Origin of the sequence: Desulfomarina profundi, assembly GCF_019703855.1 — a bacterium.
Taxonomy (GTDB): Bacteria; Desulfobacterota; Desulfobulbia; order Desulfobulbales; family Desulfocapsaceae; genus Desulfomarina; species Desulfomarina profundi.
Genome location: NZ_AP024086.1, coordinates 4234336 through 4247522, shown reverse-complemented (window position 1 = coordinate 4247522; position 13187 = coordinate 4234336). Strand labels below are relative to the sequence as shown.

The 13187-nt window shown below is 45.4% G+C and carries 14 protein-coding genes and 1 pseudogene; 5 read left to right on the top strand and 10 right to left on the bottom strand.

Annotation, left to right across the window (positions count from 1 at the left end; genetic code table 11):
* Positions 1–89: 89 nt before the first annotated feature.
* The 6 genes from LO777_RS19590 to LO777_RS19565 all read right to left on the bottom strand — a co-directional run bounded on the left by LO777_RS19590 (position 90) and on the right by LO777_RS19565 (position 3304).
* Entirely contained in the window at positions 90–518 is a 429-nt protein-coding gene (locus tag LO777_RS19590; RefSeq protein ID WP_228855500.1) for an FKBP-type peptidyl-prolyl cis-trans isomerase, read from the bottom strand.
* 245 nt (positions 519–763) lie between these two features.
* Entirely contained in the window at positions 764–1093 is a 330-nt protein-coding gene (locus LO777_RS19585) for a ferredoxin-thioredoxin reductase catalytic domain-containing protein (protein ID WP_228855499.1), read from the bottom strand.
* Positions 1090–1350 (bottom strand): glutaredoxin family protein, encoded by a 261-nt coding sequence (locus LO777_RS19580; protein WP_407929089.1) that lies wholly within the window; start codon positions 1348–1350, stop codon positions 1090–1092. Before LO777_RS19580 ends, LO777_RS19585 begins: the two co-directional genes overlap by 4 nt.
* A gap of 18 nt (positions 1351–1368) precedes the next feature.
* Positions 1369–1884: a universal stress protein gene (locus LO777_RS19575; protein WP_228855497.1), complete on the bottom strand. Its 516-nt coding sequence runs from the start codon at positions 1882–1884 to the stop codon at positions 1369–1371.
* A gap of 209 nt (positions 1885–2093) precedes the next feature.
* Complete coding sequence (locus tag LO777_RS19570; RefSeq protein WP_329955762.1) at positions 2094–2822, bottom strand: MFS transporter; 729 nt, start codon at positions 2820–2822, stop codon at positions 2094–2096.
* A gap of 17 nt (positions 2823–2839) precedes the next feature.
* Positions 2840–3304, bottom strand: a complete 465-nt coding sequence (locus LO777_RS19565) for an MFS transporter (RefSeq protein WP_228855495.1) — start codon at positions 3302–3304, stop codon at positions 2840–2842.
* Positions 3305–3925: 621 nt separating this feature from the next.
* Between LO777_RS19565 and LO777_RS19560 the strand changes: the two genes are divergently transcribed.
* The 5 genes from LO777_RS19560 (at position 3926) to LO777_RS19540 (ending at position 8483) form a co-directional block, all read left to right on the top strand.
* Positions 3926–4738 carry a cyclase family protein gene (locus tag LO777_RS19560; RefSeq protein WP_228855494.1) on the top strand — a complete coding sequence of 271 codons (813 nt, stop codon included), beginning with the start codon at positions 3926–3928 and terminating at the stop codon, positions 4736–4738.
* Positions 4739–4754: 16 nt separating this feature from the next.
* Positions 4755–5534 carry a cyclase family protein gene (locus LO777_RS19555; RefSeq protein ID WP_228855493.1) on the top strand — a complete coding sequence of 260 codons (780 nt, stop codon included), beginning with the start codon at positions 4755–4757 and terminating at the stop codon, positions 5532–5534.
* A 947-nt stretch (positions 5535–6481) separates the two neighbouring features.
* Entirely contained in the window at positions 6482–7078 is a 597-nt protein-coding gene (locus LO777_RS19550) for a PAS domain-containing protein (protein WP_228855492.1), read from the top strand.
* Positions 7051–8103, top strand: coding sequence for a two-component system sensor histidine kinase NtrB (locus LO777_RS19545; RefSeq protein WP_228855491.1), 1053 nt, complete (start codon positions 7051–7053; stop codon positions 8101–8103). Before LO777_RS19550 ends, LO777_RS19545 begins: the two co-directional genes overlap by 28 nt.
* Before the next feature lie 11 nt (positions 8104–8114).
* Positions 8115–8483 (top strand): response regulator, encoded by a 369-nt coding sequence (locus LO777_RS19540; protein ID WP_228855490.1) that lies wholly within the window; start codon positions 8115–8117, stop codon positions 8481–8483.
* A 315-nt stretch (positions 8484–8798) separates the two neighbouring features.
* Here LO777_RS19540 and LO777_RS19535 read toward each other — a convergent pair.
* The 4 genes and pseudogenes from LO777_RS19535 to LO777_RS19520 form a co-directional block, all read right to left on the bottom strand.
* Positions 8799–10114, bottom strand: a pseudogene (locus LO777_RS19535) (TRAP transporter large permease).
* The gene (locus LO777_RS19530) at positions 10111–10596 is read right to left on the bottom strand and encodes a TRAP transporter small permease (RefSeq protein WP_228855489.1); all 486 of its coding nucleotides are present in this window, start codon (positions 10594–10596) and stop codon (positions 10111–10113) included. The pseudogene LO777_RS19535 and the gene LO777_RS19530 overlap by 4 nt, the downstream one beginning before the upstream one ends.
* 206 nt (positions 10597–10802) lie before the next feature.
* Positions 10803–11822, bottom strand: a complete 1020-nt coding sequence (locus tag LO777_RS19525) for a TRAP transporter substrate-binding protein (RefSeq protein ID WP_228855488.1) — start codon at positions 11820–11822, stop codon at positions 10803–10805.
* Between the two features lie 106 nt (positions 11823–11928).
* Positions 11929–13146: an MFS transporter gene (locus LO777_RS19520; RefSeq protein WP_228855487.1), complete on the bottom strand. Its 1218-nt coding sequence runs from the start codon at positions 13144–13146 to the stop codon at positions 11929–11931.
* Positions 13147–13187 lie beyond the last annotated feature (41 nt).

The window sequence follows — 13187 nt, the reverse complement described above, 5'->3', positions numbered from 1 at the left end:
AAGGGCTGATATAAATATACAGCTGTTGCAAACAAGAAACCCCCGCATGCCTGCAGCAAGCGGGGGTTTCTATTATTCATTCCTTTTTTTCAATGAAACTTCACCAGTTCAACCTCATACGTCAAATCGAGCCCAGCCAGGGGATGGTTGCCATCCAGGGTGACGGTGTTTTCATCCAGTGCATTGACAACAAAATTCACCCGCTCTCCATCCCTGTTCTGGTATTGAATAGTCCTGCCGACCTTCAGTTCCACATCATCAGGAATTTTATCCCGTTCAAGGCGTAATACCAGTTCTTTATTATACTCTCCATATCCTTCCTGGGGCGAAAGTACGATATTTTTGCTTTCGCCTTTCTCCATACCAATGATATTTTCTTCCAGACCTTTCAGCAGCTTTCCTTCACCGAGGGTGAATTTCAGTGTATTTTTTTTCCCAACCTCTCCGACAACACTGCCATCATCGAGCCTGATTACAAATTCTATGGTCACAGTTGAACCCGGCCTTGCCGTTTTCATCTTACTTCCCTCCGAACCTAACATTATCTTTTTAACACTCACCGCCCTACGGGCGTTCGCTCATCATTTCAGGACTTAACGTGTCTGTCCAGAAATGAGATTTTTTTGTTCGAGTTCAAGGAGCATAGAAAAATAAAAAGCGCAGCATATTAGGCATATGAGAGCATTTTTATTTTTCGTAGCGACTCAGAAATCGGGCAAAAAGGCCATTTATGGACAGGCACTAACCAAGTAGAACAGACGCGTCAACACATCTTCTCAACCGGTCTTCTTTCCGGAACTACAACTTCAGATTCTCCATCTTTTTTATAGTTTTCCGCAACATACAAATTGCAGTAACAGCTGCCATATTCTGCAACATCCTGCTCACGATATTCACAGGGACAGATAATATCCCTGTCATTCTCATAATCTCCGGAGGCAAGACGACAGGGACATGACATATAGCCATATCGCTCCCTGTTGCTCAACAGGCCTCTTAACAGATCAAGGGTCAATTCCCTGTTCCTGTTAAAAAAATACCCCTGTTTCTCCTGAAATTCCCGCAAATTTTCCAAAAGGTTTTCAGCTTTCATCCAGCAGCCAGCGCCTCCCTTATCTCCTTTTCCCTGTATCCGACTATAACTTTGTCATCCACCCGCAATGTCGGAAAGGAACACCTCCTGTTATACTTTCTGACCTCCTCGATCATTTCCCTGCGCTCCTTCCCTCTTAAAAGATCGACATCCACATAGTCAAATGTAATACCTTCAGTTTCAAACATTTCTTTTATTGCACGGCAATGACTGCAGGTCGTCAATGCATACAATTTAATTGTCCGGTTTCCTGTCATTTTTCCTTTTAAAAACTGTTAATCTCTCGGAGGAACTACCGTAACCGGAACCCCGGCCTGTTTAAGAACATTTTTTGTCTTGCTGCCTACTGACGTTTTTGAAAATACAGTTTTATGGGCACCAAGCACAATAAGATCACATTCATTTTCCCGGGCATGTTTGAGAATTTCCTCTTCCACATCACCATCGCTGATGATTATTTCCCGAGACTGGAAGTCACATTCACTCTCATCAATGCCACTGTTATTACAAAACTTGGTCAACGCTTCCCGCACAACAACATTCGTGGATTTTTTACCAAGCAGTGAACGACGAACATTGGTCTGCTGTGAATGAACCATATCTTCCCACTGGTGTTTTCCAAGCAGGGTTTTCAAACGCCCATCAAGATTTTCAGGCAGAGGTTCAATTACATGCAGCAGGTAAATGGTGGCTTTAAACTGTGTTGCCAGGGCCAAGGTAAAATCATAAGCAGCCTGGCAGTTTTCCGTAAGATCGGTTGCAAAAAGAATAGACTGAATCGGTTGTAACATTTTTCTTCTCTCCCATTGATTATATAAGGGTGCCTTGAATAATTAGAATTTTCGTTCAAGGTCAAAAAACAGGAAAATTAACAAGCGCAGCATATTAATTGCTTGTGAGCATTTTACAATTTCCTGTGACACAGCTATCGGACGAAAAAACAATATCCCAAGGTGGCCATAACTGAAATAATCTCTCTTTATTGAATATACATCTTCTTTCAACATCCATCCAGTTCGTCACTTTCGCCCAGCCTCAGGAAAAAAACACACAAAGGCCCCATCATCATAAAACAGCCAGCTAAGAGAATCCCTGAAGAAAACGAGTATGACTCGGCCATATACCCTATTATCACAGGCATCAACCCTCCCCCAAGCAAAAAGGACAAAGGCGGCCCCAGGCTGTTGGTCACACTGCGCAGGGCCGGAAGTGCTGTACGTGAAATTGCCGCAAACCCTGCCGGAAAAAATGCGGAAAGTACAGCCGGCTGCAAAAAAAGAACAATCACCAGCATTTTCCCTTTCACAACAGCCAGCAGAATTGTCAGTATTGCTGTGAAAAAAAGTGTTGCCGCCATTACTGTTTTCTGCCCGACACGATCAGTCAACCAGCCGGCAAGAAAAACAAATAAAATTCCGGATAACTGGGAGAGTCCAATGATTATATTGGCCGAAGTAAGATCAAAGCCCCGCTCTGTGACAAAAAAAAGAGGCAGCATTGCAAAAATTCCTGCATTTCCTCCAACCGCCATGGCAAAAAGCAGGACCATAATCCAGAAGGAGGGATTACTCCCAACTTCCTTCGCATTTTTTATTGTGATTTCCTTTCCTGGAAAAGCACCACCCTTCCCTTTCATGGTGTAAACAAATGCAGTAATTAGGGCAATTCCGGCCCAAATCAGTAAAATCGTTCGCCAGGTAAACCACTGCAGAAGGGTTGCGACAATCAAGGGTGCTGAAACAAAACTCAACGGCGGGCCAGCTGATGAACACTGAGACCTTTTCCCCAGTCTGACCTCTGGATTTCTGCAGTAATTGTTGCAATCGCGGAAGGCAGGTGGAGCGAACCCGCAAATCCCACAATCATCAACAGCAATCCAATGCCTTCACGGGTAGTTATAAAACTGAAAGGGAGCAAAGCCAGACCCGTGAGCCACGCCGACAATTTCAGGGTGCCGAGATGTTCAATTCTCGAGGAAATGAAACCTGAACAGAGGGGTGCAAGCAGATATCCCGAAGACATCATAAGAAACAGCATCCCCGCATCACTGTGACTGATTCCCAGTTCCGCCTCAATTTCTGGCATGAGCGGTGCAAACAGCATTCTGGCAACAAAACCAAGATAAAAAAGCCAGGCGAGAAATACAAGCATGCCCGCTTTGTCCCTGAAGGTCTCGGGCATCGGACAATCATATAATCCTGTTTCATCCATAAAACGTCCTGACTTTCTCCTGTTTCAAAACCCTCTGCACATCATATTATCAGCTGTTCCCCGGTCGGAAATCAACCCTGCTAACATTACGTCATTAGCACAAAAACAACAATACAAAACATAAATTATTACATACAATTTATCCTTGACTTCAACCATTGCGGGTGTAATATTAGTTTCATATAGAAGTTTGTCAATTCCAACATACGGAACTGTCTCTGAGAAATGGGGGCTAACACCCCACAAGGGGATACAAGTGCCTTGGAAATAAATCTAACTATTTAATTTCAAAACACCTTCCCTGATTTCTTATTTTTTATGACAGAAATTCAGGAGTAAGGCACTAAAACAGTGTATTATCTGCCACTCATTCATACAGTTCCGGCAATAATAATCGGCAAACCCTGGCGGAATGCCAGTACACACCTTTTTTTTACAAATTGACATCTTCCGACAGATTTCTGTTCTGGTCGGCCTGAGAACCGATCACGATTACATACAATTATCCTCGGTTGGATAACTTTACAAACTACCTTGATACCATTTTCACCCCGGCAAACGGGATAACAAAGGATAAGTACTCAGGTTACCCCCTGATACTGCATCTTGGAGAGGAAAATTATGACAGCAGTTACAACAGACCCTTACAGTGGGTTACAAATGGTCGAACTCAGTCACCTGTGGGGGCATAACGCGCCTTCCATGCCAGGTATTCCCGATGTCATCATGTACCGTTCGGTCAAACATGCTCAGCATGGTGTTATGGCCCAACGGCTGAAAATGATCATGCATTCCGGAACCCACATGAACAGCCCCCTGCATCTCATTCAGAAAGGTGCCGGGGCAGCGGATATTCCCCTGGAACACTTTTTTGGAAACGGCGTTATTCTCGATATCCCCAAAAAAAGATGGGAACTGGTCACAGCCGCAGACCTGGAAAAGGCAACTCCGGTAATCCAGGAAAATGATTTTGTTGTCATCGTTACAGGCTGGCATGAAAAATACTCCGACAGCCTGGAATATTTCGGGGAATCTCCGGGACTTTCCAAAGAAGGCGCCCAATGGCTTGTTGATAAAGGTTGCAAGCTGGTGGCCATGGATACACCCCAGATAGACCACCCCCTGGCGACTTCCCTCGGCCCGCATCGCGGTGGGCCGCTGATGAACCGGCTCACTGCGAAATACGAGGATGAAACCGGGCTTGATCCAAAGAAAGAACATCCTGAATGGAATATTGCCCACAAGACTATCCTGGCCGCAGGTATTCCCACTATTGAACAGGTGGGTGGCGATGTTAAAACCATGGTGGGCAAACGGGCCACCCTTTACGCCGCGCCCTGGAACTGGAAACACGGTGATGCATGCCAGGTTCGATTCGTCGCCATCACCGACCCCACCGGCAACTGCAGGATTGAACCCGGAAAATCAGAATAGTCAGGAGGAGAAAATAATGAGTTTACAGATATACAATCTGAGTCAGCCGTGGGGACATCATATGCCGGAATGGCCATCCACTCCCGGTATCAATGTCCATGTGAAAAAATTCCATGCCAAAGACGGCGTTTATATGACAGAATTTGAAGGTATCATGCACAGGGGTACTCATATGGATGCTCCCCTGCATGTTACTGAAAACACTCCCTGCCTCATGGGCTATCCCCTCTGGCGATTCTTTGGAACCGGTGTCGCCGTTTCAATTCCCAAGAAAAAATGGGAAGTCATTACCGCCGAAGACCTGGAAAATGCCCGCCCGAAAATCCGTGAAGGTGACATTGTCATGATCAACACGGGAATGCACACCAAGATGGCTGATACCGATGAATACTATGCCTATTCCCCTGGAATTTACAGGGATGGTGCCCAGTGGCTTGTGGACAAAAAAGTGAAAATGGTCGGATACGATGTGCAGGCAAATGACCATCCCATGGCCACAAAACTTGTGGATCACGGTCTTGGCCCAACCCATCCACACCTCATTGAAGAGTATAAGGAATATTTCGGCCGTGATCCCAAGGAAGATTTTCCCGACTGGGAAGCAGGACATAAAACCCTGATGGTCAAGGGAAGCATTCCCGGTATTGAAAACGTGGGTGGCGATCTGAACAAAGTAACCGGCAAGCGCTGTACTTTTATGGCCTTTCCCTGGCGCTGGCAGGGAGGTGAAGGTTGTGCCATCCGTGTTCTGGCCGTAATCGATCCGGATCAGACTTTCCGGTTTGAAAAAGGATAGCCCGCATTTCTCATGAACATTGTATCAATTTTGAGAATAACTGCAGAATACAAACAATGAGCCAACCAGTGTCTGTCCAGAAATGAGATTTTTTGTTCGAGTTCAGGTGAGCGCAGACTCCGAGGAGCATAGAAAAATAAAAAGCTCAGCATATTAGGCATATGTGAGCATTTTTATTTTTCATAGCGACACAGGAATTGGGAAAAAAGTCCATTTATGGACAGGCACCAACTATCAATGCTTAAGCAAAATTGACACAATGTTCACCCAGGATCAGTCCAGGCGACGCTATCTTCTACACTATTTTGACTGTAAATACTGGTCACTATTATTTTCTACCAGGAAAGCGAAGCCGTAACTGACACCTTTCATTTGTGGCTTCACTTCTTTTCAGTCCCCATACAACTCAGTTTATTTGACCATACACCCCATCTGCCAAACTGAGTTTTCTGCACAATCAGAGTGTTCCATTCAACCTCCCTGCCATACACCATTGCCGGAAGTGCATAGACCGCATTTCTCATAAACATTGTGTTAATTTTGATGTGATTTTATGCATTCAAAAAGTCAGCAAGGCAGAAACTGTTGTAAAATTGACATAAAGTTCCCCGAAGCTCAGTCCAGGATGAGGTATTTTTACAGTATGTTAAGCTGCAAATACATGGTATTGCAGGTTACTGCAAGGTGATTACAGACTCCGGAAATCCTGGAGCAGACACTGCCTGAACTGACAAGGAATGCAGGATAGCTCGAAGGGATAAAAAAATAATTGTTGCTTCCGTGACACGAACCAGTTCTTCTTATATGTGATTCGTGTATCCCAGCAGATGTGTCTTTTGAAAAGCATTGATTACCGGAGAAAACCTGCCGGTCATAACCGAAGGCTCCCCCTGCCATGTACAGAATCGTGGTTTCACTGAATAGTTGACTGAAAAAGGAACTTCTCCATGGTCGAGAGTAAAAACTTACTTAAAACATTTGCCCGACAGATTCATGCGCTGGAGCTGAAAAATCAGCATCTCAAAGAATCCCTTCAGGAATTGAAAAAGAAAACAGATCTTTTTCAAAATCTGATTGAATACGGTGTAGATGCCATTTTCTGCGGGGATCCAGGGGGCAACATTATTTACGCCAACCAGAGAGCCTCCACCTTAACCGGTTATTCAAACCCGGAATTACTGTCCATGAATATGTCACAATTATTTTCCCAGGAAGAGCGCCGGCGAGCACCCTTGAGATATGACCGGCTCAGACAGGGAAAAACTGTTATAACAGAGCGATTGCTCACCCGCAGGGATGGCTCCATGGTCTCTGTCGAAATGAACAGCAGAATGATGCCTGACGGTACATATCACAGTTTTTTCCGTGATATCTCGGAGAGAAAAGAGGCGGATAAAGCCTTACGCGTTTCCGAGGAAAAGTTCTCCCGCGTTTTTCGACTCAGTCCTGATGTCATTGTTCTCAGTCGGCTGGAGGACGGTCTGTACCTCGAAGTCAATAGGGATTTACCGAAACATTGGGCTGGACATCTGAAGAAGCCGTAGGTCATAGAACAACCCCTGGTGATCTTGATATCTGGCGTAATAGTGAAGATCGGAAAAAATTGATTGCTGATATAACTGCTCATGGTGAAGTTACGGATCTGAAGGCCGAATTTAAACATAAGGACGGACATATTGTCATTGGATTGATGTCTGCCAGGGTCATTGAAATTGATGACACCCCCTGTATTCTGTCAGTGACCCGTGATATTACAGAACAGATCCACGCCATGGAAAAAAAGAAAGCCTTTGAAAAGCAAATGCTTCAGGTTCAGAAACTTGAGAGTCTCGGGGTCCTTGCAGGGGGCATAGCCCATGATTTCAATAATATTCTGACAGCTGTAATTGGCCACTGTGAACTCGCACAGCAGCGTCTTTCTACGGAATCACCGGCTTTGGAGAATCTTCGCCAGATTAACATGGCAGCGGGCCGGGCTGCCGATCTTGCAAACCAGATGCTGGCCTATTCCGGCAAGGGTAAATTTGTCATAGAACCATTGGATATTTCAGGCATAATCAGTGAAATGATGCATATTCTCTCGGTTTCTGTCAGTAAAAAGGCAATACTCCGGTACGATCTTGCTCGTGATCTTCCCAGCGTTGAAGCCGACGCCACACAACTGCGCCAGATCGTCATGAACCTTGTCATCAATGGTTCTGATGCCATTGGTGATGAAAATGGTGTAATTGCCATTTCAACCGGGGTCATGGAATGTGACCGTTCCTATTTGCAGAACGTCCAGCTTGAAGCGGATCTGTCTCCAGGTCGTTATGTATTTTTCGAGGTGGCTGACACAGGCTGTGGAATGACACAGGAAACGATGCTGCGGATCTTTGAACCCTTTTTCAGTACAAAATTTACCGGGCGAGGACTCGGCATGGCAGCAGTCCTCGGCATTGTCCGTGGCCATGGAGGAGCTATTAAGATATACTCGGAAGTCGACAAGGGCAGTACATTCAAGGTACTGCTGCCTTCCAGCACTCTTGTACCTGTAAAACCTGCGATTACTCCCGATATCAGTCCCTGAGTGCCAGTGGAATGGTTCTCTTAGTTGATGATGAAGAAATAGTACGCGACATAGGAAAGGCCATGCTTCGTGACTTTGGTTTTGAAATTCTCACCGCCCATGATGGCAAAGAGGCATTGACTGTTTTCAGACAACATCACAGGAAAATCAGTTTTGTATTGATGGATTTAACCATGCCCCATATGGACGGAGAAGAAGCTTTCCGCGAATTGAGAAAAATCGACCCAAAAGTGAAAGTTATCATCTGCAGTGGCTACAATGAACAAGACGTCTCACAGAAATTCGTTGGAAAAGGCCTGGCAGGTTTTCTAAAGAAACCATACCAACTTCAGGAGTTACAGAAAATGATCAGACATTTACTTGAAGATCCAACTGATTAAATCCTGAATCCATAAGCGTTCGTCTGATGCAGCCTGCTCTTTTTGAGCACTTTGATTATATAGAACTCTATCAATAAGTTCGAGTGTATTATCTGCGGACGCCCCACAGGGTTACAAATTTATTAATTGTGTTTTCAACAACCTACCGGAAATAAAATCGGAAACATCATTGATTCCGGTAAATTCCCAACCTGGTTTTCCTGATGAAAAAAAAAAGCCGCGACCCAAAATAGTTTTCGCGGCTTTTTCATTCATCATGTCTGGCTGCACAGGCAACCAGATAAACGACTAATCAGGAAATATCCATTTTAGCCGTCAGTACATCATATTGGGCAAGACCAGGATAATCTGAGGGAAAATGGCAAGAATAATGGTCCCCAGCAGGACAGCGATCATAAAGGGTGCAATACCACGGAAGATTGATTCCAGGGCCATTCCTCCACCGGGAAGACTTCTTGCCACACCGTAAACCACATAAACATTGATTCCCACAGGTGGCGTAATAACTCCCATCTCCGTTACCATGACAATGATGATACCAAACCAGATCGGGTCATAACCAAGGCCAAGAATAAGGGGAAAGAAAATCGGTACTGTCAGCATTACCAGGGCCAGGGAATCCATGAAACAGCCACCGATAAAATAGACCATGACCACCATACTGAGAATCGCCAGAGGCGGCAGATCAAACCCTCCTATCCACGAGGCAATATCATAGGGTATCCTTGTGACAGCCAGGAATTTTCCAAATACCGTGGCGCCAGCCACCAGCATCATGACCATGCAGGAAGTTTTAAGAGTCTCATACAGAGCATCAACAAACCGCTCCCAGCTGATCTGTCTGCGCAGCATGGAGACCGCCAGTACGCCCATTACTCCAACTGCTGCTGCCTCCGTTGGTGTAAAAAGGCCAAAGAACAAGCCACCCATGACCAGGGCAAAAACTGTCAGCGTTTCCCCCATACCGCTCAAGGACTTCAACCTCTCTCTCCAGGAGAATTTTTCTCCCCTGGGTCCCTGCTCCGGCATGAAAAAACACCAGATAGTAATGGCAATAATGAACAGTATGGTCACCAGAAGAGCCGGGAGAATACCAGCCATAAAGAGTTTTCCAATCGACTGCTCCGTCAAAATACCATATACGATAAGAACAACACTGGGAGGCATGATCATACCCAGGCCGCCACCGGAAGCCACAGACCCCGCGGCCAGCTCATCGCAGTAATTAAATTTTTTCATTTCAGGAAGCCCGACAGTTGCCATGGTTGCAGCTGTTGCCGCGCTTGACCCACAGACAGCCCCAAAAGCTGTGCACGCGGTAACGGTTGCTATGGCAAGCCCTCCTCTTTTATGACCGAGAAATTTATAAGCAGCCTCATAGAGTTTACTGCTTATCCCGAATTAAAGGCAAGCTGGCCCATCAGGATAAAAAGGGGAATAGTCGTCAGACCATAGGAAGAAAAAACCTCGTAAAAATCTTTTGCCAGCAGATTCAAGCCACCTTTCAGCGAAGCCATAATACTAAAACCCAGAAAACCTACCGTTGCCATAACATACGCAACCGGCATTCGGGTCATAAATACCACGATCATCAATACTATTCCGGTGACGCCGATTAGTGTGGAATTCATCTTTTTCTCAAATTTGAAATGGTTTTTAGAATACTTACAAAAATTGTCATGGTGAGGATGACAAAGCAAGCCGCCAGCAGAAAAATAATCCAGTATTCAGGTAGCTGCAGGTTCATGGACAGCTCACCTGATTCCCTGACTTTATAGCTGTAGATAAACATCCTCCAGGTCACCAGGATAAAGAGAATCAGGCAGATTGTTTCCGTAAACAGTTTAACGATATCCCGTACTTTTTTCGGGAATTTACGGATAAACAGCTCAACTCCGATATGTCCTTCCTCCGCATGAGTAAAGGGCAGCGAAGTGGCGATAGCGATCACCCCCATGAAACTGACCAGTTCCACCGAACCGAATATGGGATGTTTGAACAGTCTACCCACCACATCCACACAGGTCAGAATGGCCATTCCAAACAGGAAGAATGCCCCGACAACTTTTAATTTCTCTGCAATAAACTGCAGTATTTTATCAATTGATTCCATTGAAGGTTCTCTTTTAACATTCATGAAAATGCTTTCACAACGAAGTCCGAAGAATGGTTTGCCGCTTTTTATTCAGGAGTTACACAGTCATTTTCATAAAAATTCGGATTGTTCAGATCTTGCCTCTGGATTTCAACAGCCTGCAAAAAAAAGGGGGCCTCACTCAAAACAAAATCGGCCCCCAGTATCATTACAATATGTAATTCTTACATTCTGGCTTTAAGACCATCACGAATAGTTTTTATTACAGCAGCCCCGTCTATACCTTTTTTATCGAGTCCGGCTGCATACTTATCGATGACCGGTGCCACAGCTTTCTTCCAGCGCTCAACCTCTTTCTGGTCCAGGCCGGCTGCAGTATTTCCCTGTTCCATAAAAAAGCGGAGTCCTGCCAGATCACTTGAATCCCAGGCCTCACCGTGCTTGATGGACCATTCCGCATTTATGGCCTCAATCGCGTCCTGATCTTTTTTATCGATGGCACTCCATTTATCCTTATTCATGGTAACAAAAAATGTCGTCGTATAGGCAACAGGATAAACACAGACAGCATATTTGGTCACTTCACCGAGCTTCCAGCCTCTGTTTGCTTCCAGGGGATAAGCACTACCGTCTACAACACCTTTCTGCAGACTCTGATAGGAATCTGCCATGCCCATTGCAACCGGAGTTGCACCAAGAGCTTTTACCGCTTCCGCACTCATACCTGTGGACCTGATCCGCAGTCCTTTTAAATCTTCAAGTTTGGTGATCTGCTTATTTCTGGTATGAATAAAGCCGGGTCCATGGGCATGGAGATACATCAGCTTCGTATCGTTGAATTCTTTTGGCTTCAATTTATTATACAATTCATTGGCCACAGCGGTGGCCGTGATGCCGGAAGTATATCCGAAAGGTAGATCCAGAGCGGAAATTACAGGAAAACGTCCACGGGTATACGCCAGAACAGAAAAACCGATATCCGCGATACCATCAGCAACACCATCATAAATCTGTTTTCCCTTCAAAAGACTGCCGCCGGGGTAATATTCTATTTTTACTCTGCCATCAGTGCGCTTTTCTACTTCCCTGCACCAGGACTCAGCCAGTTTGCTCTGAATATGAGTCGGAGGGAAGAAATTTGCATATTTCAGTGTTACAGTTTTTGCAGTGGAATTGGACGGAGTTACAAGTAAAAATGTGAAAAAAGCCAGGACCAACGTACAGGTAAAAACGATTTTTTTCATGTTGCTGTCTCCCTAAATGTTGTTTGCGATGAAACTTCCCGTTTCGAATTGCCCCTTACAGACATCCTCCTTTATGCCACAGGGATTATAAGTATTTGATCTTCCTTTAGTATTCTTCTGCTTTCCAGGCTGTAACACCCGATTGTTTAAGCCCTGGAATCAGCAGAAGTACTGAAAAAACCGACGCAATAAATCCTATCATAAATGGCCCGAAATAGGAACCGGATCGATCAATTGTCCAGCCGCAGATCACCGGTGACAATATGGAACCAATTCCAAGAAAAACAGTCCATAAACCGATGACAGTACCCGCCACAGCCCTGGGAAAGAAATCCATTGCCGCTGCGGCATAGACGGGCCATACAGCTCCAAATCCCAATCCAACCATTGCAACAGAACAAATTTTCAACTGAAAAGCACTCAAGTTAACAATACCCAGACATCCCGTGCCAAGCAGGGCTCCACAGAGCATCATCACCTGAACCCTGCCCCATTTATCAGACAAAATTCCCAGAATAATTTTTCCGGCCATTCCCGACACGGCAAGCAGCGAAAAAAGCCGTGTTGCATCCCTGTATGGCAGATGCAGTTCCTCGACTCCATAAACACCGAGAAAAGTAAAAGGTATAAGAACGATAAAACCGATAAGCAGATATGAAAAACCGATAAGCCACAGCTGTTTTTTTTTCAAAATCTGCATGTATGACGGTTTGTTTTTCCAATTCTTCCTGCTCTTTTCACAGCACTGTTGAGAATCATCCTCCCCTGGAGGGTTTCTTACAAGAATAAAATTCAGCACCGCCACGAAAAGACCAAAAATACCCATGGCATACCAGCCTGCCTGCCAGGATGAGCGCTCAACAACAACCGGCAGAATCATTCCCCAGGAGGCGATACCTACTCCACTCCCCATGGTGGCAAAGGCAAGCGCCGTGCCCCGGTGACCATCCTTTACCCACAGTTGCACCAGGGAGACTACCGGAGCCCAACAGGCCGCATGGCCTATTCCTGCCAGGGAGAAAAAAACAGCCGCCTGTCCCAGTGTGACGGCATATGACATCAACAGGGCACCAGTCGCCATCAGCGCGGGAAAAACAGTTAAAATCAGGCGGGAATCATACCTGTCGGAGAGTAATCCGAGTAAGGGTGAAAAAAGTGTATAAGCGACAAAATATGACGCATATATGATTCCGGCCTCCGTCTTGCCGATTTCAAGGGACTTGATCATTCCGGGGAGCAGCATCCCGTATCCATACCGAATACCGTAAGCAATGGACACCGTAAAAAATGCCGCAATGATAATTGCGTATCCCCTCATCTTCATATGATCGCATCCATATTTCACCACACATTTTGTGCTATGTA